Here is a 26,004-nt window from a genome sequence, read left to right as displayed (position 1 = left end):
CTGAACCCGACCACTAACCCCAGAACCGACCACCCCAGCATAGACCCCAACCACCAACCCCATAACCTGACCACGCACGCCCCCCCAAAACCCTCCCCCGCCACACACCAGGCCCCGGTGTCACTGGTATGCTGACGGCCTCATTCCACCAAGAAACCCCCGGATCAAGATGGCCACGCAGGACAAAGCACTCGCACTAAAGAAGATGAAATGGTTCGCCGCCAGCCTCCTGATCGCGGCAGCCGCGCTATTCTTGCTCGCCAAGAGCCACCACGACGCCGGCGCCTGGGCGTGGGTCTCGGCCTTCGCCGAAGCCGCCATGGTCGGCGCGCTGGCCGACTGGTTCGCGATCGTCGCGCTATTCCGCCACCCGCTCGGGCTGCCAATCCCGCACACCGCCATCCTGCCGGCAAACAAGGCCCGCGTGGCGGACAATCTCGCCGAATTCGTCCGCGACAAATTCCTCGGCACCGACGCGCTGGTCGCCCGCGTGAACGCCTTCGATCCCGCCGGCCGCCTAGCGGTCTGGCTGGCCGAACCGGCGAACGCAGCGCTGCTGGGCGCAAAAGCCGTCGCGGCGGCGGCCCAGATGCTCGATTTCATCGACGATGAACGCGTCAAAACGATGCTCCACGAAGCCCTGCGCCGCCGCGCCGAACAATTCGACCTGGCGGCCGCGGTGGGCGGATTGCTGTCCACGCTGACGGCGGATCGCCGCCATCAAATGCTGCTCGACGAGGGCCTGCGCGAACTCGCACAATGGCTCGACCGCGAGGAAGTACAAGCAATCCTCGCAGCCAAGATCCTGGACGTGGCCGGCGAGGAATATCCGAAATTGATCGGCATGCTCGGTTTCGTCGGCCTGAGCGCGGAAGACCTCGGCAACAAGTTCGCGGGCGGCCTGGTGCGCGGCGCAAACAAGTGGCTGCACGACATCAGCGAAAACCCGGAGCACGAGCGCCGTCAGGCCTTCGACCGCTCGGTGGAAGGGTTCATCGAACGCCTGAAAACGGACCCGGCCTTCCGCGCGCGTATCGACCAGCACAAGCGCGAATGGCTCGAACGCCCGGAATTGCGTACCTACGTGAACGGACTGTGGGATGAATTCAAGGACTGGCTGCGCCGTGATCTCGCGCAAGCAGATTCGTCGCTGCACAAGAAGGTGACGGGCGCATCGGCGTCGTTTGCGGCCGCGTTGAGCAACGACCCGGCGCTGCGTGAATCGATCAACGAGCACATGCGCGACGCGCTCAAGTCACTGGCGCCGGATTTACGCGACGGCATTGCAAAGCATATTGCGGCAACGGTGCGCAACTGGGACGACGCCACGCTCGTGCGCGACGTGGAACTGAGCGTGGGCCGCGACTTGCAATTCATCCGGGTGAACGGCACGCTGGTGGGCGGTGCGGTTGGTCTGATCATTCACGCAGTCTCCATGTTCATGGTTTAAGCTGCAGAATCAAAACCTTGTAGCCGCGGTCAGCTACTTTCCCTCTTGAAGAGACCGAACATGACGGACCCGAACGCCGCGTTGATCCAGCGTTTCTACGAAGCCTTTCAGCGTTCCGACGCTGAAGCAATGGCCGCGTGCTACGCGCCCGACGTGCAGTTCAGCGATCCCGTGTTCGGCGTGCTGCGAGGCCGCGAAGCCTCGGATATGTGGCGCATGCTGATCTCTCGCGCCACGGAATTTTCGCTGACCTTCAGCGACATCCAGACCGTCGGGCAGACGGCGACGGCGAAATGGGTCGCGACCTATCGTTTCACCCAGACGGGGCGCAAGGTGGTCAATCGTATCAACGCGCGGTTTGCGATTCGCGATGGACTGATCGTCGAACATCACGACAGCTTCGATCTCTGGACCTGGAGCCGCCAGGCGCTCGGCCTCAAGGGCTTGCTGCTCGGCTGGTCGTCGTTCATGCAGAACAAGATCCGGGCGCAGGCGAGCAAGGGTCTTCGCGCATACCGGCAGCAACCCAAAAAATGACCCGCCTCGAATGTCCTGCTAGCGAAGGGTGTCTCAACGACGAATGGCTCGAAGCCGATGCGCTGGGCGGTTTTGCATCGGGCACAGCCGGCACCGAACGGACCCGCAGATATCACGCACTGCTTCTCACCGCCACGCAACCGCCGGCGGGGCGCATGGTGCTGGTGAACGGCGTGGAGGCCTGGCTGGAGGATGCATCGGGGCAGACACGCATTCCGCTGTCCATGCAGCGTTATGGCGCCGGTGCGGTCTGGCCGGACCCATCCGAAAGCCTGCTTTCCTTCGATACCGACCCTTGGCCCACGTGGCGCTTCCAGGTCGGCGAAAATCATATCCTGACCGCCGAACTATTCGTCGCGAAGCAGAGCGCGCAGACGGTGCTGCGCTGGCGGCTCGACGGCGAGGCCTTCACGCTGAAAGTTCGGCCGTTGCTTTCCGGCCGCGACTATCACACGCTGCATCACGAGAACCCGGCGTTTAATTTCTCGTACACGGCGACGGGCGATCAGGTTCGCTGGCAAGCGTATGGCGATGTGCCGGCCGTGGTCGCGGCATCGAATGGATCGTACGTTCATGCGCCTGACTGGTATCGTAATTTCTGCTACACCGTCGAGCGCGAACGCGGCATGGATTTCAACGAGGACCTCGCCACGCCCGGGATCTTTTCGTTCGATTTATCGCTTGGCGAAGCGGTGCTCGTGTTGAGCGCGAACGAGGGTGCGAAGACGAATGCGGCCGATACCGCAAAGCAGCTTACCGATATCGAACGAGCAAGTCGCGCGGCTTTTCCGACGCCGCTGCATCGTTCCGCCGATGCCTACATCGTGGCGCGAAACGAGGGCAGCACAATCCTCGCCGGCTTCCCATGGTTCACAGACTGGGGCCGCGACACCTTCATCGCCATGCGCGGTCTGCTGATCGCATCCGGCCGAACCAGCGACGCCGAATCGATCCTGCTCGAATGGGCCGGAACCCTCTCCGAAGGCATGTTGCCGAATCGTTTTCCGGACAGCGGCGCGCCGGAATACAACTCGGTGGATGCATCGTTGTGGTTCGTGATCGCCGTGCACGATTATCTTTGCACGGGCCACGCTCAACGGGAAACGCAGGACCGGTTGCAACAAGCCGTCGATGGCATTCTCGATGGTTACTTCAGCGGCACGCGTTTCCAGATCGCCGCCGATCCTGACGATGGACTGCTGCGGGCAGGCGTCCCCGGCGTGCAACTGACGTGGATGGACGCGAAGGTGGGCGACTGGGTGGTGACGCCGCGCATCGGCAAGCCGGTGGAAGTGCAGGCGTTGTGGATCAACGCGCTGCGCATAGCGGCGGCATGGAACCCACGCCGGACGGAGCCGGCCACGCGTGCAACTCAGGCTTTTCAGCAGCGTTTCATTAATCCCGCCAGCGGTGCGCTCTACGACGTGGTCGACGCCGATCACGAGCCGGGCAAGCTCGACCGTTCGGTCCGCCCGAACCAGCTTTTTGCCGTGGGCGGGTTGCCGTTCGCGGTGATCGACAATAGCGCAACAGCTCGCGCGATCGTCGATCAATGCGAGCAGCTTTTGCTCACGCCGCTGGGGCTTAGGACCCTGTCTCCGAATGACCCTGCCTACAAGGGCCGTTACACCGGCACCCCGCTGGAACGCGACGGTGCTTACCACCAGGGCACGGTCTGGCCGTGGCTCATGGGGCCGTTTGTCGACGCGTGGCTGCGGGTTCATGGCGACGATCAAGCATCCAAAGCCGTGGCCCGCGAGCGTTTTCTCAGGCCGCTGCGCAACCATCTGCATCATGCGGGGCTGGACCACATTTCCGAAGTCGCGGACGGCGACGCACCGCATACACCGGGCGGCACGCCATTCCAGGCGTGGTCGCTCGGCGAACTCATGCGCCTCGAACGTCTGCTTGATAGCCAACCCGCCGACCCAGCCGATTCTGCCGAGATGCCGCAAACGCGCTAGATTATCGGTCTTTCCGTCACGCTTTTAGTCAAGGACGTCCCATGCCGCCACTGCGCGCCACCAAGTCACTCGACACCATAGAAGGAGCCCGGCTCCATTCCACCGACTGCTCGCGCTGGCAACGCTGGGGGCCGTATCTCAGCGAGCGGCAGTGGGGCACGGTGCGCGAGGACTACAGCGAGAACGGCACCGCCTGGGACTATTTTCCGCACGATCATGCGCGCAGCCGCGCCTACCGCTGGGGCGAAGACGGCATTGCCGGATTCGGCGACGATCACCTCAACTGGTGCGTCTCGCTCGCGATGTGGAACGGCCGCGACCCGATTCTCAAGGAACGCTTGTTCGGGCTGACGAACGCGCAGGGCAACCACGGCGAGGACGTGAAGGAGTTGTACTTCTACGTCGACGGCACGCCGACGCATTCCTATATGCGCATGCTGTACAAATACCCGCACGCGGCGTTTCCGTACGATGACCTCGTTGCGGAAAACGGCCGCCGCGGCGCGGACATGCCGGAGTACGAAGTGCTCGACACCGGCGTGTTCGAAGACAATTCATATTTCGATGTCCATGTCGAATATGCGAAAAATACGCCTGAAGATATCGTGATGCGCGTGACGGTCGAGAATCGCGGGGATTGCCCCGCGTCGCTCGACCTTCTGCCGCAGATCTGGGCGCGCAACACGTGGTCGTGGCAGCCATCGAAGAAACCTTCGCTCACCTTGCACTCCGACGCGAAGGGCAGCCGCGTGATCGCTCAAAGCGACGGCCATGAGCCGCTGGTCGTGACGGCCGAAGCCCGTGGCGACGCTACGGTCAACTGGCTGTTCTGCGAGAACGAAACCAACGTCAGGCGCCTGTTCAACTCAGAAGGGCCAGGACCGTTCAAGGACGGCTTCAACGACTACATCGTGCAGGGCGAAGAAAACGCCATCCGGCGCGATACCGGCACGCGCGCCGCCGCACATGTGCATCTAGAGTTCGCCCCGAACAGCCGCACGGTCGTGACCATGCGCTGGCGTCCGGAGTCGGAGGCAGACCGTGAGCGGCAAGCGCTCGATATCGACGCGCTGTTCGCCCGCCGGATCGCCGAAGCCGATGCCTTTTATGCGGGCCTGCAACACGAAATCGATGACGCCGACCAGCGGCTCGTGCAACGTCAGGCGCTGGCGGGCATGCTGTGGTCGAAGCAGTATTACCAATTCGATGTCACCCGCTGGATGGACGGCGACCCGTTGCAACCGGCGCCGCCGGCGGCCCGCAAGCGTGGCCGCGATGCCGACTGGCGGCATCTGTGCAACGCGGACATTGTCTCGATGCCGGACAAGTGGGAATACCCGTGGTACGCGTCGTGGGATCTCGCCTTTCATGCAGCCGCGTTCGCGCTGATCGACCCGGCGTTCGCGAAGAAACAATTGCTGCTGCTGGTGAAGGATCGCTACCAGCATCCGAACGGGCAACTGCCGGCCTACGAATGGGCGTTCAGCGACGCCAACCCGCCGGTGCACGCATGGGCGACATGGCGCGTTTATGAAATCGATCGTGCGATCACGGGCAAGACGGACCGCGACTTTTTGGAACTCGTGTTCCACAAGTTGCTGCTGAATTTCTCGTGGTGGGTGAACCGCAAGGACGCGGACGGCCGCAACATTTTCCAGGGTGGTTTTCTCGGGCTGGACAATGTCGGCATCTTCGACCGCTCGGCGCCGTTGCCCACCGGCGGCCGTATCGACCAGTCGGATGGCACCGCATGGATGGCCGCCTACGCGCTCGACCTGATGCGCATTGCGCTGGAACTGGCGGTGGCGAATCACGTGTTCGTCGATATCGGCGTGAAGTTCTTCGAGCATTTCCTGTACATCGCCGAGGCGGTCGGTTGCAGCGATACCTGCGACACCGGCCTCTGGGATGAACGCGACGAGTTCTTCTACGACGTGCTGCAACTCCCCGACGGCACGAGCGTGCCAATGCGCATTCGCTCTATCGTCGGCTTGATTCCGCTGTTCGCGGTGCATGTGCTGGAAGAGCATCTGCACGGCCAGTTGCCGGGGCTGCGGGAACGGCTCATCTGGTTCCTGGAGCACCGGCCCGATCTCGCCAAGCTGGTGTCGCGCTGGAACGAGCCGGGCAAGGGCAACAGCCTGCTGCTGTCGGTGCTGCGCGGACACCGGATGAAGGCGCTGCTCAGGCGCATGCTCGACGAAAGCGAGTTCCTGTCCGACTACGGCGTACGGGCGTTGTCGCGGGTGCATCGGGACAATCCATTTGTGCTTGAGCACAACGGCGACCGCTTCTGCGTGGAGTATCTGCCGGCGGAATCGGACTCGCGCGTGTTCGGCGGCAACTCGAACTGGCGCGGGCCGATCTGGATGCCGGTCAATTATCTGCTGATCGAGTCGCTATACGAATTCCATCGTTATTACGGCGATGATTTCCGCGTGGAATATCCGACCGGATCGGGCCAGAAACTGTCGCTGAGCGACATAGCCGATGAACTCGCGCGACGCCTGACGCGCCTGTTCCTGAAGAACAAGGACGGCGTGCGTCCGGTCATGGCCGCGTATCCGCAACTGCAGGCGGACCCGCGCTCGGATGACCTCGTGCTGTTCCATGAATACTTTCATGGTGATACAGGGCGCGGTGTAGGCGCGTCGCATCAGACAGGCTGGAGCGGGCTGGTCGCGTTGCTGTTGCAGCCGCGCGTGACTACCGTGGCGCAGAACCTGCCGGTCGGCGGCGAGGTTCAGCCCGAAGTGGAACTGGCGACGAAGTAACGAAGCAGGCGGGCGGGTTCTGCCCACCTGAGTCGCCGGTCCCAGGTCGGCATGCGTGTTCGCATCATTCGTCATTGCACAGCATCAACACCTTTTCCGCATCAGTGCATGAGCGCTTCGGCGCGCGTTGCGTCACGGGCGTTACAGCGTCGCCGGTGCCTGTTGACGCCATCTTGCGGATGCATGCCCGCAAGCGTTTTTCTATCGGCGGATAGTATTTCCAGCCTCGGCTGAGCGGCGGTAATTCGATCTTCACCTGCTTCCATTTCGGATGGCCATTGGCCTGCAGTTCGTCGAAGTGCGTGCAGAGCGAGTCGGCGAATTGTGTCATCGCGCCGACGGTGCCGCGCAGGTTGTAATCGTAGGTGACGAGAAACGCCTTCACGGTCAAGGTAGGCGAATCTTCCTTGATCCAGTTAGGATAACTCGACGTACGGATGGTGGCCGGGAAATAGGTCTGTTCAGCACGCGCGGTTTCGGGGACTGAAGGATCAAGCTTGAGCAACTTGATCTGGCTCAGCAGGTCGGGGTTCAGGTCCTGAAACAGCTTGGCCGGCTGCCCCGCGACAATGACCGCCACATCGAGTTTGCGCACGATCAGCTTCGCGAGCGCATCCTCGTTGCTGTAGTGCTGCGCGTTCTGGTCAGGAATCGGCTCGTTGAACATCAGCCTGTAAAGCGTGGTCGCCGATTGCGCCGTGCCGCTGCCAATCAGCCCGACGCTAATGTTCTTGTCCTTGATCTCGTGGATGTAGTTAAGCGGCGAATCTGATCGTACAACGAAGTAAATCTCTTCGTTATACAACGGCATGATGAGCCGCAGCGGCTGGATGACCTTGCCCGCTTCAGCGTTGCCGGCTTTCGCCATATCGAGGTAAGCCTGGTACACGTCCGACTGCACGAGCGCGAATTTCACGCCCGGCTCGTAACGCATGCGCTGCACGTTTTCGGCGGAGCCTTTCGACGCGAGCACATCGAGGTCCATGCCGATCGGGTCAGCTACCCACTTCGCCAGGTCCTGGCCTATCTGGATGTAAGTGCCGCGTTCCGGCCCGGTGACGATCTTGTAGTCGGCTTGCGCATGAGCCTCCGCAACGAGGCCGGCGAGCCCGAAAAGGGCGAACAGCATGAGAAAAGTCTTGTGCATGATGTCGTGTGAGTCGTTTTAATGTGTTGGCCAACTTTCATTACACGGATAGACCACGGCGGCCTGCGTCTCCCGGCGCGGCCTTCAACCTCCTCAAAGTCTCCTGTTCCTTGCCTCCTGCCTTGCTGCGTCGCTTCTACTGCGGTGGCGGGCGCTGCGCCGGCGACTGGCTCCTGGCCCATCCCGACTCCAGGATCGCGCGCTCTTCGTCGTCGGGATTGGTGGCATTGAAGCCGGGCGCACGCGGCTGCGCTGCGCTTGCCGCGTTGTCTCCTGACGCGAGCGTGCGGTTGGCCGTGGGCGATGCTGGACGCGTATTGCTTTGCATAGTCGGCGGCGCGCTGTTCGCCGCGACGGGAGGCGACACAATGCCCGCCCGCACCGGAACGGCTTCGCCGATTGGCGCGACTGTGTGCAAGGACGGCGAAGCGGTATTGCCTGGAGCCTGAATAGCGGCCGCAGGCTCGGGTTCCGGCTGCGCCGGTGCACGCGCCGTGGCGTTCGCCGGGGCGCTGCGCACCGCTGGCGGCGCCGCGTTCGGTCCGTCCGGCATGGGGACGAACGCGGGTGCTGGCGGACGAGGCGGCGCGGCCTGTTGCAGCGTCGGCGGCGGGGTAGACGGCGACGATGTGAGCGGAGCCTGCGAGCCCGTGCTTATGCGCGCCGGCTCTGGAACAGCCTGCGCGGCGGCAGGCGTGCGCACGGTCGTGACGACCACGGGTGCGGCCGGCGCGGCCGGCACGGGTGCCACGATAGGCGCAGGCACGCCCATCGCGGCGACCGCGCGCGCATGCTGGGCGGCCGAGACGGTGACGGTGGGCCTGTGCGTCGACGCGGGGGGAGGCGCGGGCGCCACGCGTGGTCCGGGCACGAACATGGGCACAGGAGCAGCGGGCGCCGCTGCGGCCGTTTGCGCGCTGTTGTGGGGGGCGCCATGCACCGCTGCTGTCGCGGGCGGGGTTTTATTGAGCCAACCCGACCGGGCGATGGCGTGTTCGACGAGCGTTTGTGCTTCCACATTGCTGGCATCGATGGTCAGCACGTCGCGGGCATTCTGGCGCACGCACAACCACGAGCCCGTCGCTTCGCAACCGCGTGCGACTTGCAGCATCTCGTCGCGTGCGTGTTCGAGGCCGGTTAGGTCCGCCTGGGTCCGCTGCACATTGGCGGCGTTCAGTTGCGACGCCGGGATCTTCGAGAACCGCCGGCGCGCCGTGGTCAGGTCGCCGCGCGCGATGGCGTCACGCGCGGCCTGCAAGTTATCGGTCGCGCTGGCGAGCGCGGCCGCTGCGCGACTGGAGGAGGTGTCGGTGGGCAAGGCTTCGCGGGCGGCAACGGAGGGCGCTGCCGCCGTTTGCGCCTGCCTGGTGGTCGTCATGGTCGCCACCGCTGCTGCGGACCTCGCCGGGGGCACCGCGGCCGCCGGAGCAGCCAGTCGCGCAGGTGCATCGTGCGCGGTTTTCATATCGACGGCGCCGTACGCGCTATGCCCGGCCGGCAGGTCGGAACGGGTGGCGTCGTCACCGCTGCTGCCGTGCTGCGAATAGATGACGCCGCCGGCTACCAGCGCCAGCGCCACGGCGCCCAGCGTGACGGTCTTCGACCTATCCCAGCGCTGCTCGCCGGCGCCGGTCAGTTCGGACTCTTCCGGTACGCTCGGGTAGGGCGATGGAACGTTGAGGGCTTCGCGGCGCGCGCCGAAGGGCAGGCGCAGGCCCGTCGAGAGCGCGGCCGTCTTCGCGGCGCCGAAGCCCGGGCCATGATCGGCGCCGCAATGCGGACAGGTATCCGCATCGCTCGGAATGTCGTTGCCGCAACGCTTGCAGGTCACGGAATCGGATGATGAGGGAAAGAAGAGACGGGCCATGCGAAAAACCTCCCGGGACACAAGGGTTGTCCTTCCCGCTTGCGTGTCCGGTTTGATCGGACAAAACGGTCACTCGTATGATGAAAATGCTTCGGACTCCCTAAGCTGGACAGTCGCCGAGGGAGCCGGAACCAATATGTGACATCTCCGAGGCGACGTCAACACGGCCGCGAACAGCCACGCGACGCGTGCGCCACGCCGCTCAAATGCCTGCTTTGGCCGCGCCGGTCAAGGCATGGGCGAACAGGTAAAAGCGGCCGGTGGTTTCGTCGGCAGGCGCCTAGGTTCTGTCCGAATATGGCGCTTCGGGGTGCGCCGAAACCGGCCGCCGCGCAGGCGAAAACAACAACGGGAGCCCAATTATTTTCAGGTGTCCACGCTGATTAGCACACTGAGTAATAAATTTGAGACAGACTGGCGATTTGGTAGGATGTATGCGCGCGGCGAGCCGCTGGGCGCCGCACCCCACGAGCCGTCAAAAATACAAATGACTCACCATCCGATGCTCGCGGCCTGACCTCGGCAGGTCATCCGTGCATCGGGTCTGGAGAAGGGACATACCGATGGACATGCCGTCTAAGGGGGAGAATGCGCAGCTCATACGGATCACCTGGCCGTTCCTGGTCGTCATTCTTGTCCTCGTTTCGCTCGCCATTTTCAGTATCGACATCATGTCGTCGGTGCGTGCTTACATCGGCGGGGAAAGCATCTGGTCGAAGGGCCAGAAAGACGCGGCTTTCTATCTGAACCTGTACGCCGAAACCGGCTCCGAAAGCAGCTACAAGCAATATCTGACCGCCATGGAGGGCCCGCGCAACATGCACACGGCCCGTCTGGCGCTCGACCAGAGCAAGCCCGATACGGCTACCGCGCGCGCGGCGCTGATCGCGAGCGGCGTGGATCCGGACGACGTCAGCGACGTCATCTGGACCTTCAAGATGTTTCGCCACGTCAGTTATTTCAGCGAGGCGGTCGGTTACTGGTCACGCGGCGACGCCGAACTGGCGAAGCTGGAGCGGGTCGGCAACGAGTTGCATGCACGGGTCGAGGCCGGTGGGTTGCCCATGGCTCTCGTCGGTGCCTACAAATCGCAGATATGGACCATCAACGCGACCATTGCGCCGTTGTCATGGGGTTTCTCGCAGGTATTGAGTACCGCATTCCGCAAGACAGCGTCGCTGCTGCTGACCGTCGACCTGGTCGCCGCGCTGCTGCTCGTGTGCCTTTCGACGGTGCATGTGCGGCGGCTGATCAGGCAGCGGGGGCGCATTGAAGCCGCGCTCAAGCAGAGCGAGGCGCGCGCCAAGGCGACCCTTGGTTCGATCGGCGAGGCCGTGATCGCGACGGGGCCGTCGGGGCATATCGAATTCATCAACCCGGCGGCCGAGCGGATCGCCGGACGTCTGGCGGACGACTGTCTCGGGCGGCCATTGGTCCAGACCTTCAGGTTGCTGCACGCCGATAACCGCCAGCCGCTCAACCCAATCGAGGATGCCCGGGCGGGTACGCGCCCCGACGGCGAAGCCGCCGAAATGCTGCTGAAACGGCGTGACGGCGCCGAGATCCGCGTGCAGGCGGTGACGTCGCGGATCAGCGCCGCCGGCGCGAGTCCCACCACGGCGGATGCGGAATCCGGCTTCGTGCTGATCCTGCGCAACATGACGCGCGAGTACGAATATATCGAAAGCCTGGCCTGGCAAGCCACGCACGACGGGCTCACGGCGCTCGTGAACCGCGCCGAATTCGAGCGGCGCCTGCAACACGCGCTGGGGACGCGCTGGAGCGAGGTGGCGTCGTGGCTGCCGGCGGCATCGGCGCTGCTGTTTCTCGATCTCGACCGCTTCAAGGTGGTCAACGACACCTGCGGTCACGCGGCCGGCGACGCCATGCTGCGTGAAGTCGCGTTGCGCTTCGAATCGAGCCTGCAACCGGACGACACGCTCGCGCGACTGGGCGGCGACGAGTTCGGCGTGCTGCTGCAGGGTTACGATACCCCGGGCATCCAGGCGGTCGCGGAACGCCTGCGCGCATGCCTGAATGACTTTGTCTTCAACTGGGAGGCGCAGCCGTTCAGCACCAGCGTGAGCGTCGGCGTGGTCGACCTGCGTAATACGGAAATGAGCGTGGAAGAGGCCATGCGGCTCGCCGATATCGCCTGCTACATGGCAAAGGAACGCGGCCGCGACCGGGTGCAACTGGCGGACCTGGGCGACCGCGAACTGGCGCGCCACGCGAGCGAAGTATCGTGGGGGCGACGGCTCAAGCACGCGCTCGAACACGATGACTTCTGTCTCTACGTGCAACCTATCGTGGCCGTGGGCGACGGCGTGCCCGCCTCTACGGAAGGGCAGCGCGCCGAATTGCTGCTGCGCATGCTCGACCCGGGCGTGCCCAACGGCGTGATCGCGCCGACCTTGTTCATTCCTGCCGCCGAGCGATATGGCCTGATGACGGCTATCGACAGATGGGTGATCCGCAACGCCTTCGATATGCTTTCGTGTACCCGCCATAAGCGTTTCAAGGAATATGCGATCAACCTGTCGGGCGCCTCGGTGGGCGACGAACGTTTCCTCGGTTTCGTGCGCGAGCAATTCCAGCGCACAGGCGTCTCCCCTGGCATGATCTGCTTCGAAATTACAGAAACGACCGCGATTGCCAACCTGGCGTCGGCGGCGCGGTTCATGCATGAGCTGAATGCGCTCGGCTGTCATTTCGCGCTCGATGATTTCGGCGCCGGCATGTCGTCGTTCGGTTACCTGAAGCATCTGCCGGTTGAGTATTTGAAGATCGACGGCAGCTTCGTGACCGACATGGTGCTCGATCCGGTAAGCCGCGAGATGGTCGCGGCCATCAACGAGATGGGCCATTCAATGAAATGCCGGACCATCGCGGAATATGTGGAAAGCGAAGGAATCCTGCGAGCGCTGCATGGGCTCGGGGTGGATTATGCGCAAGGGTTTTACATAGGAAGGCCAACGCTTTGGACAGAGCCGGCCGTTCAGACACTAGCTAAGGAGGCGTGATGGGGGGTGGGTTTACCAGAGAGGGCGACCTCAAGAACACAGCAAGCTACCCACTTTGGTTGCAGGAAGTTTTGTTGGAAACCGGCGCGGCAAAAAGCCGTGTGGCGTCTCATCCTCTTTTTCGATCCTTGCGCGACGGAGAGCTTGGCCTGCGTGAAATGCGTGCGTTCCTGATCAACGGCTGGCCGGTGATCAATCAGTTTCCGCAGTACATGGGCATGAACCTGCAGAAGATCGGACCCGAAGAAACGGTCGGCTCGCGCATGGCGCGGCGGTATCTCACGCGCAATATTCGCGTCGAGCAGAATCATGCTGATTATTGGGTCGACTGGGCCGCGGCCCACGATGTTTCGCGCGAAGATCTGCAAGCCGGCGAAGCGCCCGCGCTTGCATTTGCATTGAGCCACTGGTGCTGGAAAAGCAGCAATGCGGACCCGCTGCATGCGTCGATAGCGGCGACCAATTTCGCCGTTGAAGGCGTGACCGGAGAATGGTCGAGACTGCTCTGCAGCCGCGACACGCTTGCGCACAGCTACCCTGAATCGATCCGCAAGACGACCATGCGCTGGCTCAGGATGCACGCGCATTACGACGACGCACATCCGTGGGAAGCACTCGATATAGTCGCCACGTTGCTGGGCCGCGCGCCGCGCATGGCCGACATCCGCGAAGTCAAACGCGGCATCCAGCGCAGCTATGAATACTTCGAGGTCAGCCTGAACTGTTGCCTCGAAGCGTAAAGCGGCCGCTTTACATCCTTACTTCGATAACTGCAGCTTGCCGTCCAGCCGCCGGTTCAGTCCGAGCGGATTGGCGGTTTTCAGCGCGTCCGGCAGCAGGCCGTCGGGCATGTCCTGGTAGCTCACTGGCCGCAGGAAGCGGTCGATGGCGAGACTGCCTACGGAAGTCGATCGGCCGTCGGCGGTGGAGGGGAAGGGGCCGCCGTGGACCATGGCATGTCCAACCTCTACGCCCGTACCGAAACCATTCACAAGAATCCGGCCGGTGCGACGTTCCAGCGCCGGCAGGAAACGGCGGGCATCGTCATGATCCGCTTCATCGATGTGCAAGGCCGCGGTCAACTGGCCTTCCAGTTGCTCCACCAACTCGAGCACCGTTGCCAGATCCGGGCATCGCACGATCAGTGAAGCCGCACCGAAAATCTCCTCGTGCAATTCCGGATTAGCGCGGAACGCTGCAGCGGTGGTCGAGAACAACGCTGCTTGCCCCTGCGTCGCGCCTTTCGCCGCGCAGCCTCGCGCGAGCGTCTTGACGTCACCATGCTTCGCTGTTTTGTTCACAGCCGATTCGTAAGCCTTATGAATACCCGGGGTGAGCATCGTGGCGGCGGGTATTTCGCCCAGGGCGGCAGCCGTTGCTTCGATGAACGCATCGAGCTCGGGACCATCGATGGCAAGCACCAGGCCGGGATTCGTGCAGAACTGGCCGGCGCCGAGCGCAAGCGAGCCGGCGAAGGCCTTGCCGATCGCAGCGCCGCGATTTTTCAGCGCGTGCGGGAACAGCAAAACCGGGTTGATGCTGCTCATTTCGGCGTAGACCGGGATCGGTTCGCGACGTGCCGCCGCGAGCTTCATCAACGCCGTGCCGCCGCCGCGCGAACCGGTGAACCCGACCGCCTTGATGCGCCGGTCCGAGACGAGACCCTGGCCGATGTCGCGGCCGCTATCGAAGAGCAGGGAGAACGTGCCTTCCGGCAAGCCGCAGTCCGCAACCGCTTTCTGCACGGCGCGTCCGACCAGCGCCGACGTACCCGGATGCGCCGAGTGAGCTTTCGCGATCACCGGACAACCGGCGGCCAGCGCGGAGGCGGTGTCGCCACCCGCGACCGAGAACGCCAGCGGGAAATTGCTCGCACCGAATACGGCGACGGGACCGAGCGGCACATAACGCAGCCGCAGGTCGACGCGCGGCAGCGGCTTGCGCTCCGGTTGCGCCGGGTCGATACGCACGCCGAGGAAATCGCCTTCGCGCACAACCGCCGCGAACATGCGCAACTGGCCGACGGTCCGGCCGCGTTCGCCTTCAATGCGTCCGCGCGGCAGGCCACTTTCGGTCACGCAGCGCTCGATCAGGACATCGCCGATATCGAGGATGTTCTGCGCGATCGTTTCCAGGAATTTGGCACGGGTTTCAAGCGGCAGTTCGCGATAGATGTCGGACGCTTGCCAGGCGAGCGCGCAGGCTTGCTCCAGCTGATCGAGCGAAGCGCCGCCGAAGGCGGGCGCGAGCGGCTCGCCCGTGGCTGCATCGATGCCCTTGATCGAGCCGTTCGTGCCGCGAAGGGTGTGTTTGCCGATCAGCAGATCGCCGGAAATTTCCATGATGGTTTGAATCCTGTTGGTGTAATTAAAGTGTCCGGATTGCGTTGCTTGTCCCGCGCTGCTTGTCCCGCGTTACGTGCGTTACTTGCCCCAGCTCAGCACGAGCGGATCGAGGCGGCGCGCGACTTTCAGGAGCCCGGCGCGGGTCGACGGATGCATCGCGGCGAACGGGTGGCGCGTGGTGTCGGAGCGGATCACGCCGCCTTCCATCATGAGCGCCTTGCAGGCGGCGAGACCGCACTGGCGGTTCTCGTAGTTGATGAGCGGCAGCCACTGCTCATACAGCGCGGCGGCGCCTTCCGTGTCGCCGGATATGTAGGCGTCGACGATCTTGCGAATCCCGTCCGGATAACCGCCGCCGGTCATCGCGCCGGTCGCGCCGGCATCGAAATCCGGAATCAGCGTGATGGCTTCCTCGCCGTCCCACGGGCCGATGATTGCATCGCCGCCGAGTTCGATCAGCTCGCGCAGCTTCGATGCCGCTTGCGCCGTTTCGATCTTGAAGTACGACACGTTCGCGATTTCCTTCGCCAGCTTCGCCAAAAATGCTGCGGAGAGCGGCGTGCCGGCGACCGGTGCGTCCTGGATCATGATCGGGATGTCGATGGCGTCCGACACGCGATTGAAGAACTCGTAGATTCCGCGTTCGCCCACGCGGATGGTCGCGCCGTGATAGGGCGGCATGACCATGACCATCGCGGCGCCCGCGTCCTGCGCGGCGCGGCTGCGGGCTGCGCAGACATCGCTGCTGAAGTGCGTGGTGGTCACGATCACGGGCACGCGGCCGGCCACGTGTTCCAGCACGGCTTTCTGCACGGCGGCGCGTTCGTCGTCGGTGAGCGCGAATTGTTCGGAGAAGTTGGCGAGGATGCACAGGCCGTGCGATCCGGCATCGATCATGAAGTCGATTGCGCGTCGCTGGCCGTCCAGGTCGAGGCGTCCAGAGGCATCGAAAACGGTCGGGGCAACCGGGAACACGCCGCGGTAGGTCGCGCGGTGAGTCTGATTGGACATCGGAAGTCTCCATTGTGTATTTGAGGGAACTATAGGTGCTGGCAGAAGGCGCTGTATAGTGAAACCTTTCCATCTCGTGATCGCTTTTGCGACTCACCCTTACTTATTTGACCTACCCCCTCCAGGGTTTGACGAACGCGCGATGAAATCCACGCTGGATGTATTAATGGGCCGCTTGCGCATGAGGCAGTTGCAGTTGCTGATCGCGCTCGATGACCACAAGTCGCTGCATAAGGCCTCGAGCGCGATGTCGATGACGCAATCGGCGGCCAGCAAGGCGCTCGCCGAGCTTGAGTCAATGCTGGAAGCGCCCTTGTTCGAGCGCGCGAAGAAAGGGCTGGTGCCGAACCAGTTCGGTTTTTGCGTCATCCGTTACGCGCGACTGCTGGCGGCGGACCTGACCTCGCTGTGCCAGGAAGTCGCCGATATTCGCTCGGGCACGGGCGGTCGGCTGGCGGTTGGCGCGATCATGGGCTCGGTGCCGGAGCTGGTCGTGCCGATCCTGAACGAGTTGCAAGCGTGCAATCCAGGCTTGTCGATAGAAATCGTGGAGGACACGAGCGCGCGGATGCTGGCGCTGCTTGACGAAGGGCGGCTGGACCTCGTCGTTGGCCGCTCGATTGTCAGCGATGAACCGTCGAGATATCTCTATCAGCCGCTTGGCGACGAGCCTTTATCGGTGGTAGTGGGCTACGATCATCCGCCGTTTGCGGCCGGTGAGCTGACGTTTGCCGATCTGGGTGGGCATCGCTGGGTCACGTACCCGAGCGCCATGCCGATGCAGGCGCTGTTGCAGCGCGAGATGGATCTGGCGGGGGCGCAGGTGCCCGTGAGCGCGATCTCGACGGCGTCGACGTTCGTGACGGTCGCGCTGCTGCAATGTAGCGCCGACCTGGTGTCAGTGCTGCCGGCGGGCGTTGCCAGGCTGTTTTGCAAACATCGCATGCTGCGCACGCTGCCGATCGGATTCAAGTCGAAGTCGCAGACGTTCGGGATCGTGACGCGCAAGGTGGGGGTGTTGTCGCCGTCGGCACGGCAGTTTGTTCAGCGCTTGATGGACGCGAGCGAGTCGATGCCGCTCGCGGCGGCAAGCGGAGACTGACGCTGGGGAACTGACGCTGGCCGGCCGGGCATGGGCGCAAACCAATCCGACCACGCCGGTATTGCGTCGTCTTATACTTTAGTCACTCGCGTCCAATACCCGGACCGGGCGTTCCGGCGGGCATTACCACTGCTTGCGGGCATCAGCATGACTCCAGGCGCCGATCAGGCGCGCTACGGCCTTACGGATCCCGGGCATGAGCCAAATTACCAGTGGCGCCTTGAAGGGCCTTGCCAGCGCCTTGCGTGGGCAGCAGAAGCAGCTTACCGACCACTGGATGCAACTCGTCTTTGGCGACGCCGAGGTAGAGCATTCCGACGATCTCACTTACCGGCAGCTTGCCGATCATGTCCCGCGCATTTTCGATGAAATCTGCCTGGTGCTCGAATCGCAGGATATGGATTCGCAGGAGCACGCGATCGAACGCGACGCGCGCGAACACGGAAAATGGCGCTGGCAGCAGGGGTATCGTATAGATGAACTGGTCCGGGAGCTTGATCTGTTGCGCCAGGTTTTGCTTGCGGCCATTGGTGATTTCGCGCAGAAGCATCCCTCGTTCGACCGCAAGCGCGAGGAACGCGCGCGCCTGATCACCGACCAGACGCTCAGTTTCGTTACGCTTGCCTCCGTTCGCGAGGCGATGGGCGAACGCGACCGGAAACTCGATGAATACACCGGCATGCTGGAGCGAGCGAATCAGGAACTGACCTTGCGGCAACGGTTGATCAGCGACCTTTACGAAACGCGCATGCAGGTTGCCCGGCGTGTCGCTCACGACCTGCGCAACTTCCTGAACGTATTCGCCACCGTGCTGCAATTGATCGGCCGCTCGCAGGCGAAAAACGACCGGGCGATCGCGCTCGCGAAACGGCAAGTCAGCGACATGGCCACGCTCGTCGATGAAATGGGCGAATACTCGAAAGTGCTCGGCGATGATTCCATCCTGACGGTCGAGCGTTTCGACCTGACCGAGCTCTTCGACGAACTCACGCTGCTTTGCCGGGCGTCTGCCAGGGTGAAGGGATTGACGCTCAAGGGACGCGTCGATCCAGCATTGAGCATGATCGCGTCCAACCGGCTGAAGATGAAGCAGATTGCGCTGAACCTGTTGTCCAACGCAATCAAATACACCACCACGGGCGAGGTGGAGCTGGCGTTCATCACGTCGGGCGCGAAACACTGGACGCTGCGCGTGTCGGACACGGGCATGGGAATCAGCGAGGAGGATCGCGAACGGGTGTTCGAGGAATTCGAACGCGCGGCTTCCGACGAAATTCCCGGCACCGGATTGGGACTGGCGATCGTGAAGGAACTGGCGCGCGAACTGCAGGGCGTGATCCGCTTTGAATCGTACAAGGGCCGCGGCAGCGTGTTCGAAGTGCGTTTTCCGCTGGTGCTTGAAATCGAGGGTGGGGCTTCGGTGGGGTGAGGCTGGGCACGTATCTGATTGATGTTTCCCGGCACCGCTGCTAAGCATAGAAGTTTTATGTGGTTCCAGTATTTTTCCTTTTGTTTAACATCGTGTGGCTAGCATTTGCTGATGCTCGTTGCCGTGCCCGGGCGCGGCGAGCCACCCGGACAAAAGGAGTCTTCAACCGATGGCAGACGTATTCGCCCGCCGGGCATCCGTTCTCCATTCGCATCTTGATCCCGACGCAAATCCCACCGTCGCGCAGAAACCCAATCATGCGGGTCCGGTGTCTCCATGGCTGCGTTATGTGTCGTGGAGCATGCCGGTTCTGCTGCTGATCGTGTGGGAGTTGTTCGCGCGTCTCGGCGCGCTGTCGCCGAACGTGCTGCCCGCGCCGTCGAAGGTCGCTCTCACCGCATTCGAACTCGTGAAAGAAGGGCGTCTGATCGGCGACATGGCGGTGAGTCTGCTGCGCGCCGCAACCGGTTTCGTCATTGGCGGCTCGATCGGGTTCGTGCTCGGCACGGCCGTGGGCTTTTCCAAAGTGGCTGAGGCATTTCTCGATCGCAACATCCAGATGCTGCGCGCCATTCCATTTCTTGCAGTGTTGCCGCTGGTGATCGTGTGGTTCGGCGTGGGCGAGGCAGGCAAGATCTTTCTGGTGTCTCTCGGCGTCATGTTCCCGATCTACATCAATACCGTTCTCGGGATTCGTCAGGTCGATCCCAAACTGATCGAACTCGGCCGCGTGCTCGGGCTGTCGAACTGGACGCTGATCCGGCGCATCGTGCTGCCCGGCGCGTTGCCCTCGGTGCTTGCCGGCGTGCGTTATGCGCTGGCCACGGCGTGGCTCGCGCTGGTGGTGGCGGAGACCATTGCGACCAGCACGGGCATTGGCTTTCTCGCGATGGACGCACGCGAATTCCTGCGTACCGATGTGATCGTGATGACCATCGTGATCTATGCCGCGATCGGCGTGCTGGCGGATTCGCTGGCGCGTTTCCTCGAGCGCCGGTTGCTCTCATGGCACGTGAATTTTGCGAAGGTGTCCCGCTGATGAGTGCAACTTTGAAGTCGTCGGGACCGGCGGTTGTCGTGCGTAATCTGCGGCGTTTGTACGGAGAACGAATCGTTATCGATAGTTTGAACCTGCGGATCGAGCGGGGCGAATTCGTCGCTTTGCTGGGCGAAAGCGGCTGCGGCAAGACCACTTTGCTGCGGGCGTTGTCGGGGCTTGATCCTATCGACGGTGGTTCGATCGACGGGCCGCGTTTGCCGGCTATCGTGTTTCAGGAGCCGCGTTTGTTGCCGTGGGAGACGCTCTCTCGCAACGTCGCGCTTGGGCTTGCGCCGGGTCCGAAAAGCCTTGCGGCCGCGCAAGCGGCGCTGGCAGAAGTGGGGCTGGGCGAACGCCTGGAAGACTGGCCGCGTAACCTGTCCGGTGGCCAGGCGCAGCGGGTGGCGCTGGCGCGTGCGCTTGTGCAGGAGCCGCAACTGTTGCTGCTCGACGAACCGTTTGCCGCGCTCGACGCGTTGACGCGCATCAAGATGCAGCGTCTGGTGAAGCATTTGATCGAACGGCATCAGCCGGGTGTATTGCTCGTTACGCACGATGTAGATGAAGCGATTGCGCTCGCGGATCGCGCGCTGATCATGCGGAGCGGCGCGATTGCCGCCGAGTATCGTGTGACGGATGCCGCCAGGCCCGCACTGCGGGAGACATTGCTCGCGCAACTTGGCGTGGACGATACGGCAACTCACTAGTCCCCAGCGTCTCATCCCATTCAATTTGTCTTGCCTCTCGCCCGCCTTCAACGGCGGGCGCGATTCCGTTCATCTGTTCGATTCCATCCCGCCATGTCAAATCCAAGTTCTTCTATCTGGTCGCGCCGCCGCTTCCTCCAAACCACCGTGGCTGCATCGGCGTTGGCCACCGGCCTCGCCGCTTGCGGCAGCCGGAAAACCGACACGGTTCGCCTTGGCTGGGGACTCGGCGGCTTGCCGATGCTCGCAAAGGTCCGCGGCGAATTCGAAAAAACCCTCGCGAAAGACGGTATCAAGGTGGAGTGGATCGGACCCTTCCCCAATCACGCGCCATCGCTCGCAGCGGTCACCGGCGGCAGCGCGGACTTCAGCTTCGGCGGCAGCACGACACCCGCGTTGGCGGCAATGATCGCGGGTTCGCCACTCGTGTTCACGCAGTTTTGCGTCGTTGATCCGCGCAGCACGGCGATCATTGCGAAGGACGGATCGGGTATCAACCGGGTGGAAGATCTGGTAGGCAAGACGGTAGCGGTGAATCGTTCAGGACTCGGCGAATTCCTGCTTGTGGCCGCACTCGAAAAACACAAGGTGCCACGCGATGCGGTGAAGATCGTTTATCTGAATCCGCCCGACGCGGCGCCCGCGTTCTCGCAAGGCAAGATCGATGCATGGTCGATGTGGAGCCCCGGCGTGGACATTGCGCGCGCGAACTACAAAGGCCACAACATTTTCCTCGAAGGTCGGGACCTGGATTTCCAGATCGATTTCAATTCCTATGTGACCACGCGCAAGTTCGCCGAAGACAACGCCGATCTGGTGAAGGCAGTCAACGCCGCATACGGACAGGAAGCGAAATGGGCATCGGACAACTCGCTCGAAGCCGAGACGATCGCCCAGCAGCAGGGTCATTACAGCGACGAAGTCCGCGATACGCTCAGCAGCATGAAGCGCAAGTTCAACATGCACGGCGTCAGCGACAAAGCCTTCGTGCAGGAGTTGCAGAAAGCAGCGGACTGGCTGGCGGCGCGCAGCGTCCTGCCGCAGAAGATCAATGTGTCGGACTATCTCGCGAAGGTTTGAAGGGTTGTCGTGCGGCATTGAGCGGGGCATGCTGTAGCGCCTCCGACGCGGTATCTTGTCCTTCAAGCAGGGTGGGTTCAGGAAGACTCGGACCGACAGAAATCAGGGCGTATACCCTGCGCGATGAGCAGGATCAGAGACCGGAATCCGCGAGGTGGCGCCCCGGCAGCAGAATCTGCTGTCGGGGCGCCATCGGACGAAACCGCATGCTGATGCTGATCTCGACATCAGTTACGGCTGCTGCCATGAGTCAATACACTGTGAGCTCATCCTGTGAACAACTGAGGGCAAACTGTTATGAAACTCACCGACTTCGACACGTTAACCTTTGACTGCTATGGCACCTTGATCGATTGGGAGACCGGGATTTTCGAAGGCCTGCGTTCCCTTCTTGAGCGCGTCAAGCAGCCGCTGACGCGCGATCAGGTCCTTGAGGCTCACGCACGCCATGAATCCTCGCAGCAGAAATACACGCCTGCCAAGCGGTATCAGGAACTGCTGCCTATTGTCTATAAACGACTGGCCGAAGAATGGCAGGTGCCGTTCACGCTGGGCGACTGCGTAGCGTACGGAAAGTCGGTGCAGAATTGGCCGGCTTTCGAAGATTCGGCAAGCGCCTTGCAATACCTCAAGAAGCATTACAAGCTCGTTGTGCTCTCGAACATCGATAACGAAAGCTTCACCTACAGCAATGCGAAACTGCAGGTCGAGTTCGACGCGATCATCACGGCCGAAGACGTCGGTTCGTACAAGCCGTCAGCACGTAATTTCGACTACATGCTGGACAAGCTTGGCGACCGGGGGATCAGGAAAGAAACAATCCTGCATACCGCCGAGAGCCTGTTTCACGATCACAAACCCGCAAACGAATTTGGCCTGGCGTCGTGCTGGATTTATCGCCGCCACGATCAGGGAGGCTTCGGTGCGACAATGAATCCGGGCCAGCAGCCCAAGGTGGACTTCCGTTTCAACAATATGGCTGACCTGGTGAAAGCGCATCAGGAAGCCTTGCTGCAAAAGTAACGCCTTGATAGCGTCCGCCGCCTCGTTGATTCGAACGCGCAGGACGTTGCGCGGCGGGCCGGGGCCGCATGAAGGGCCGCGCAGTCCAACGCGATTTATTTTCTTGGGAGGTTCACGTGCGGCTTACCGATTTCAAGGCGCTCACCTTCGATTGTTACGGCACGCTGATCGACTGGGAACGCGGTATAACGGCGAGTCTCATGCCTCTGATCAACCGCCTTGAGAAGCCGTTGACGCGTGACGAGGTGCTTGAGGCGCATGCGCGTCACGAATCCTCCCAGCAGCGCTACACGCCGGAGATGCCTTATCGGGATCTGCTCGCCGTCGTCTTCAAGCGGCTCGCGGAGGAATGGGGCGTTCACTATACGATGGACGAGGCTGTAGCATACGGACGGTCAGTGGGGCAGTGGCCTGCGTTCCCCGACTCCGCGAGTACGCTTCAATATCTCAAGAAGTACTTCAAGCTGATCATCCTGTCGAACGTTGACAATGAAAGTTTTGCCAACAGCCGCTCGATGCTGCAAGTAGACTTCGACGCGGTCATCACAGCGGAAGATGTCGGTTCTTATAAACCGTCTCATCGCAACTTCGACTACATGTTTGATATTCTCCCTTCCCTTGGCGTGCGCAAGGAAGAGACGCTGCACATTGCCGACAGCATATTTCACGATCACGAACCGGCGGCTGAGCTTGGCATAAAATCTTGCTGGATCTATCGCCGGTTCGAGCAGCGAGGCTTTGGCGCCACCATGCGCACGCTCAATGAGCCGACGGTTGAGTTCAAGTTCACGAGCATGGCGCAACTGGTGAAGGCGCACCACGAAGAGCTAAGCAGAGGGTGACCGGATAGACCCGCCTGCGAAATCACCGGACGCGAGAGCACGACATGACCACTCGACAGAAACTGGATCGGATCGACATCAAGATCCTGGCGGAACTGCAGAAGAACGGCAATATAACGAATGCAAATCTGGCCAACGCAGTCGGGCTATCGCCGAGTCCATGTCTTCAGCGGGTCAAACGGCTCGAATCGTCGGGGATCATCTCGGGATACGGCGCGCGTCTTAATCTTGCGAAGCTAACTGCTACGGTGACGGTGTTTACCGAAGTGATGTTGCAAGACCATCGACGCGAGGATTTCATACGGTTTGAGGCGAACGTCCGGGAGATCGACGAGATCATCGAATGTCATCTGGTCAGTGGAGGGTATGACTATCTGTTGAAATTTCTCGTCGGGGATATCGGCCACTATCAAGAGGTAGTGGAAAGGCTGCTGGATCTCAACATTGGTATCGAGAAGTACTTCAGCTATATCGTCATCAGGTCGCCGTTCGTGAAGCACGCCGCGCCGCTGGACAGACTGCTGTCGGACGAACTGTGAGGTGGGGGGGTGTTGGGGTCAGTGCTGGGTTGGTGCTTTTAGTGTTAGTGGTCGGAGTCTATGCCGGGTTGCTGCTTTCGGCCTTAGTGGTATGCCTGAGTTGGATTTTCTCTTTATCACTATTAGCCACTGTGCGTGGCGGCACGTCATTTCTTTGTCCAAAGCGACAAAGAAACGAAGCAAAGAAAGCGCTTTCAAACCACGCTACCCTAAGTGTCCACAGCGTGCAGTTTTGATTCATAGGTGCCCCAAAAGCACGGTGCTCGCCAGAGCCACGGATGTGTGAACCCCTCCTTCTCGCGAATCCTGACACGAACACGCTTCGCCCCGTACGCTCTCGGGCAAGCACGAGGTGCCTAGGAACCGGGGCGGCCTCACGCGTCCTTACCGCTTGATTTCTTGGTCGGTTAGCGTTCATCCTGACATGAACACGCTTCGCCACCAGTGCTCTCGGGCAAGCACGAGGTGCCCAGGAACCAGGGCGGCCTCACGCGTCTTTACCACTAGATTTCTTGGTCGGTTAGCGTTCATCCTGACATGAACACGCTTCGGCACCAGTGCTCTCGGGCAAGCACGAGGTGCCCAGGAATCAGGGCGGCCTCACCCGTCTTTACCACTTGATTTCTTGGTGGTTTAGCGTTCAGGGCATAGGAACAACGTTCGCTGTGCCCAGACGTCTTGCGACGACGGCGTTTGACGACCTTGCGGCAGTATTTATTGTCCACGACCGCGCGACAGTGGAATTGCAACGGGTCGGCGGCGCCGCAACGGTAGTAAAGAAACACATGGGCGTTGCCCGATGTCGCCGCCGTTCACGTTGGCCGATCTGGTTCAGGCCCGAACTGCTTCGAGTTCCTTCTTGCTCGCTTCGCTGTCCTCCTTTGCCACTGCCGCGTGTACCAGCGGCAACAGATCGCGGCCATAACCCAGCGCATCTTCCAGCGGATCGAAGCCGCGGATCAGGAACGTCGAGATGCCCAGGCGGTAATACTCGATCAACGCTTCCGTTACTTGTTCGGGCGTACCGACCAGCGACGTGGAGTTGCCCGCCGCTTTTGTCAGCGCCGCGATGCCGGTCCACAGGCGCTTGTCCACTACCGTGCCTTTCGCGGCCTCAGCCAGCAGACGTTGCGAACCAACGTTCTTGGGTTCGCTCGGTCGTCGCGTGAAGTTAGGATTACTTTTCACTGCTTCTGTCGCGCGTGCGAGGATCGATTCCGCGCGTGCCCATGCGGCGTCTTCCGTCGAAGCGATGATCGGGCGCAGCGAAAGGCTAAAGCGGATTGCGTTTTCACGGCCATACGGCTTGGCGGCGGCGCGCACCCGGGCAATGGTTTCGGCGACCTGGGCCAGCGACTCGCCCCACAGCGCGAAAACATCGGCGTGCTTGCCCGCGACCTGGATTGCGGCTTCCGACGAACCGCCGAAATACACCGGTAGATGCGGTTTCTGCAGGGGACGAACCAGCGATCGGTGACCTTTCACCCGATAGAATTCACCCTCATGATCAAATGGCGTTTCGCTGGTCCATGACCGCTTCACGACATCGAGATATTCATCGGTGCGCTTGTAGCGGTCGTCGTGCTCGAGGAAGTCGCCGTCGCGTTGTTGTTCGGTATCGTCGCCGCCGGAGATGATGTGCACGGCGGTGCGGCCTGCGCTGAAGTGATCGAGCGTCGCGAGTTGACGGGCGGCGAGTGTCGGCGCGACAAAGCCCGGCCGATGCGCAAGCAGGATGCCCAAACGCTTGGTTTGTTGCGCGACGAACGACGCGATCTGGAAACCGTCTGGGGACGCACTTGAGTGAGCGATTAGCACGCGGTCGAAACCGCCATATTCGTGCGCTTGCGCGACTGCGGCGATGTACGGCGGATTGACCGCGGGTCCATGCGGTAAGTGGATTTCACTTGATTCCTGATGGCTCACGTAGCCGATGAATTCAATGCTCATAGTAAAATAACTCCTTGGGTTTTTTGCTCGCGGCGGGGTTCGGGGTTAGTGGTCGGGGTCAATGCTGGGTTGGTCGGTTCTGGGGTTAGTGGTCGGGGTTAGTGCTGGGTTGGTGCTTTCGGCCGTGGTGGTCTGCGAGAGTCGGATATTCTCTTTATCACTATTAGCCACTGTG

At 62.0% G+C, this 26,004-nt stretch carries 19 protein-coding genes; 14 read left to right on the top strand and 5 right to left on the bottom strand.

The genetic code is table 11. The features are described 5' to 3' along the window. The first annotated feature begins 169 nt into the window (after positions 1-169). From HB376_RS38760 to HB376_RS38745, 4 genes are read left to right on the top strand one after another with little or no spacing between them, the layout of a single operon-like run. Positions 170-1,450: a DUF445 domain-containing protein gene (locus tag HB376_RS38760; RefSeq protein WP_213768976.1), complete on the top strand. Its 1,281-nt coding sequence runs from the start codon at positions 170-172 to the stop codon at positions 1,448-1,450. Between the two features lie 60 nt (positions 1,451-1,510). Continuing rightward, the gene (locus tag HB376_RS38755; RefSeq protein ID WP_213768975.1) at positions 1,511-1,987 is read left to right on the top strand and encodes a nuclear transport factor 2 family protein; all 477 of its coding nucleotides are present in this window, start codon (positions 1,511-1,513) and stop codon (positions 1,985-1,987) included. Beyond that, complete coding sequence (locus tag HB376_RS38750; protein WP_213768974.1) at positions 1,984-3,951, top strand: amylo-alpha-1,6-glucosidase; 1,968 nt, start codon at positions 1,984-1,986, stop codon at positions 3,949-3,951. The genes HB376_RS38755 and HB376_RS38750 overlap by 4 nt, the downstream gene beginning before the upstream one ends. Before the next feature lie 41 nt (positions 3,952-3,992). Then, entirely contained in the window at positions 3,993-6,725 is a 2,733-nt protein-coding gene (locus HB376_RS38745) for a glucosidase (protein ID WP_213768973.1), read from the top strand. A gap of 64 nt (positions 6,726-6,789) precedes the next feature. On the opposite strand, the gene HB376_RS38740 is transcribed toward HB376_RS38745, so the two are convergent. Together HB376_RS38740 and HB376_RS38735 are read right to left on the bottom strand one after the other, a co-directional pair. Further along, a complete protein-coding gene (locus HB376_RS38740) occupies positions 6,790-7,854 on the bottom strand; it encodes a TAXI family TRAP transporter solute-binding subunit (RefSeq protein WP_255631836.1) in 1,065 nt (354 codons plus the stop codon). A gap of 154 nt (positions 7,855-8,008) precedes the next feature. After that, positions 8,009-9,739, bottom strand: a complete 1,731-nt coding sequence (locus tag HB376_RS38735) for a zinc ribbon domain-containing protein (RefSeq protein WP_213768971.1) — start codon at positions 9,737-9,739, stop codon at positions 8,009-8,011. Positions 9,740-10,302: 563 nt separating this feature from the next. On the opposite strand from HB376_RS38735, the gene HB376_RS38730 reads away from it, so the two are divergent. Then, entirely contained in the window at positions 10,303-12,762 is a 2,460-nt protein-coding gene (locus tag HB376_RS38730; RefSeq protein WP_213768970.1) for an EAL domain-containing protein, read from the top strand. A 101-nt stretch (positions 12,763-12,863) separates the two neighbouring features. Then, positions 12,864-13,502, top strand: a complete 639-nt coding sequence (locus HB376_RS38725; RefSeq protein WP_346730662.1) for an iron-containing redox enzyme family protein — start codon at positions 12,864-12,866, stop codon at positions 13,500-13,502. Between the two features lie 18 nt (positions 13,503-13,520). On the opposite strand, the gene HB376_RS38720 is transcribed toward HB376_RS38725, so the two are convergent. Both HB376_RS38720 and HB376_RS38715 read right to left on the bottom strand, forming a co-directional pair. Next, on the bottom strand, positions 13,521-15,104 hold the full coding sequence (locus HB376_RS38720) for an aldehyde dehydrogenase (NADP(+)) (RefSeq protein ID WP_213768968.1): 1,584 nt from the start codon (positions 15,102-15,104) through the stop codon (positions 13,521-13,523). Between the two features lie 81 nt (positions 15,105-15,185). Beyond that, positions 15,186-16,118, bottom strand: a complete 933-nt coding sequence (locus HB376_RS38715; protein ID WP_213768967.1) for a dihydrodipicolinate synthase family protein — start codon at positions 16,116-16,118, stop codon at positions 15,186-15,188. Positions 16,119-16,260: 142 nt separating this feature from the next. Here HB376_RS38715 and HB376_RS38710 point away from each other — a divergent pair, with 142 nt between their 5' ends. The 8 genes from HB376_RS38710 to HB376_RS38675 all read left to right on the top strand — a co-directional run bounded on the left by HB376_RS38710 (position 16,261) and on the right by HB376_RS38675 (position 23,879). Next, positions 16,261-17,220: a LysR family transcriptional regulator gene (locus HB376_RS38710; protein WP_213768966.1), complete on the top strand. Its 960-nt coding sequence runs from the start codon at positions 16,261-16,263 to the stop codon at positions 17,218-17,220. 196 nt (positions 17,221-17,416) lie between these two features. Further along, entirely contained in the window at positions 17,417-18,649 is a 1,233-nt protein-coding gene (locus tag HB376_RS38705; RefSeq protein ID WP_213768965.1) for a sensor histidine kinase, read from the top strand. 169 nt (positions 18,650-18,818) lie between these two features. After that, complete coding sequence (locus HB376_RS38700) at positions 18,819-19,688, top strand: ABC transporter permease subunit (protein ID WP_255631835.1); 870 nt, start codon at positions 18,819-18,821, stop codon at positions 19,686-19,688. Beyond that, positions 19,688-20,395, top strand: coding sequence for an ABC transporter ATP-binding protein (locus HB376_RS38695; protein WP_255631834.1), 708 nt, complete (start codon positions 19,688-19,690; stop codon positions 20,393-20,395). Before HB376_RS38700 ends, HB376_RS38695 begins: the two co-directional genes overlap by 1 nt. A 93-nt stretch (positions 20,396-20,488) precedes the next feature. Then, positions 20,489-21,475, top strand: coding sequence for an NrtA/SsuA/CpmA family ABC transporter substrate-binding protein (locus HB376_RS38690; RefSeq protein ID WP_213768963.1), 987 nt, complete (start codon positions 20,489-20,491; stop codon positions 21,473-21,475). 297 nt (positions 21,476-21,772) lie between these two features. Further along, positions 21,773-22,498 carry a haloacid dehalogenase type II gene (locus HB376_RS38685; protein ID WP_213768962.1) on the top strand — a complete coding sequence of 242 codons (726 nt, stop codon included), beginning with the start codon at positions 21,773-21,775 and terminating at the stop codon, positions 22,496-22,498. Positions 22,499-22,614: 116 nt separating this feature from the next. Then, the gene (locus HB376_RS38680; protein ID WP_213768961.1) at positions 22,615-23,340 is read left to right on the top strand and encodes a haloacid dehalogenase type II; all 726 of its coding nucleotides are present in this window, start codon (positions 22,615-22,617) and stop codon (positions 23,338-23,340) included. 44 nt (positions 23,341-23,384) lie between these two features. Then, the gene (locus HB376_RS38675) at positions 23,385-23,879 is read left to right on the top strand and encodes a winged helix-turn-helix transcriptional regulator (RefSeq protein ID WP_213768960.1); all 495 of its coding nucleotides are present in this window, start codon (positions 23,385-23,387) and stop codon (positions 23,877-23,879) included. A gap of 831 nt (positions 23,880-24,710) precedes the next feature. Here the strand turns inward: HB376_RS38675 and HB376_RS38670 are convergent. Then, entirely contained in the window at positions 24,711-25,829 is a 1,119-nt protein-coding gene (locus HB376_RS38670; RefSeq protein ID WP_213768959.1) for an LLM class flavin-dependent oxidoreductase, read from the bottom strand. Positions 25,830-26,004: the final 175 nt, after the last annotated feature.

The sequence above is a fragment of the Caballeronia sp. dw_19 genome (genome assembly GCF_018449515.1).
GTDB lineage: Bacteria > Pseudomonadota > Gammaproteobacteria > Burkholderiales > Burkholderiaceae > Caballeronia.
Note: the sequence above shows the minus strand (reverse complement) of the source record. Positions and strands in the feature narration are given on the sequence as shown.

Coding starts and splice junctions, on each gene's coding strand:
- HB376_RS38760 (WP_213768976.1), top strand. CDS start 170: ATGGCCACGCAGGACAAAGCACTCGCACTAAAGAAGATGAAATGGTTC.
- HB376_RS38755 (WP_213768975.1), top strand. CDS start 1,511: ATGACGGACCCGAACGCCGCGTTGATCCAGCGTTTCTACGAAGCCTTT.
- HB376_RS38750 (WP_213768974.1), top strand. CDS start 1,984: ATGACCCGCCTCGAATGTCCTGCTAGCGAAGGGTGTCTCAACGACGAA.
- HB376_RS38745 (WP_213768973.1), top strand. CDS start 3,993: ATGCCGCCACTGCGCGCCACCAAGTCACTCGACACCATAGAAGGAGCC.
- HB376_RS38740 (WP_255631836.1), bottom strand. CDS start 7,854: ATGCTGTTCGCCCTTTTCGGGCTCGCCGGCCTCGTTGCGGAGGCTCAT.
- HB376_RS38735 (WP_213768971.1), bottom strand. CDS start 9,739: ATGGCCCGTCTCTTCTTTCCCTCATCATCCGATTCCGTGACCTGCAAG.
- HB376_RS38730 (WP_213768970.1), top strand. CDS start 10,303: ATGGACATGCCGTCTAAGGGGGAGAATGCGCAGCTCATACGGATCACC.
- HB376_RS38720 (WP_213768968.1), bottom strand. CDS start 15,104: ATGGAAATTTCCGGCGATCTGCTGATCGGCAAACACACCCTTCGCGGC.
- HB376_RS38715 (WP_213768967.1), bottom strand. CDS start 16,118: ATGTCCAATCAGACTCACCGCGCGACCTACCGCGGCGTGTTCCCGGTT.
- HB376_RS38710 (WP_213768966.1), top strand. CDS start 16,261: ATGAAATCCACGCTGGATGTATTAATGGGCCGCTTGCGCATGAGGCAG.
- HB376_RS38705 (WP_213768965.1), top strand. CDS start 17,417: ATGAGCCAAATTACCAGTGGCGCCTTGAAGGGCCTTGCCAGCGCCTTG.
- HB376_RS38700 (WP_255631835.1), top strand. CDS start 18,819: ATGGCAGACGTATTCGCCCGCCGGGCATCCGTTCTCCATTCGCATCTT.
- HB376_RS38695 (WP_255631834.1), top strand. CDS start 19,688: ATGAGTGCAACTTTGAAGTCGTCGGGACCGGCGGTTGTCGTGCGTAAT.
- HB376_RS38690 (WP_213768963.1), top strand. CDS start 20,489: ATGTCAAATCCAAGTTCTTCTATCTGGTCGCGCCGCCGCTTCCTCCAA.
- HB376_RS38685 (WP_213768962.1), top strand. CDS start 21,773: ATGAAACTCACCGACTTCGACACGTTAACCTTTGACTGCTATGGCACC.
- HB376_RS38675 (WP_213768960.1), top strand. CDS start 23,385: ATGACCACTCGACAGAAACTGGATCGGATCGACATCAAGATCCTGGCG.
- HB376_RS38670 (WP_213768959.1), bottom strand. CDS start 25,829: ATGAGCATTGAATTCATCGGCTACGTGAGCCATCAGGAATCAAGTGAA.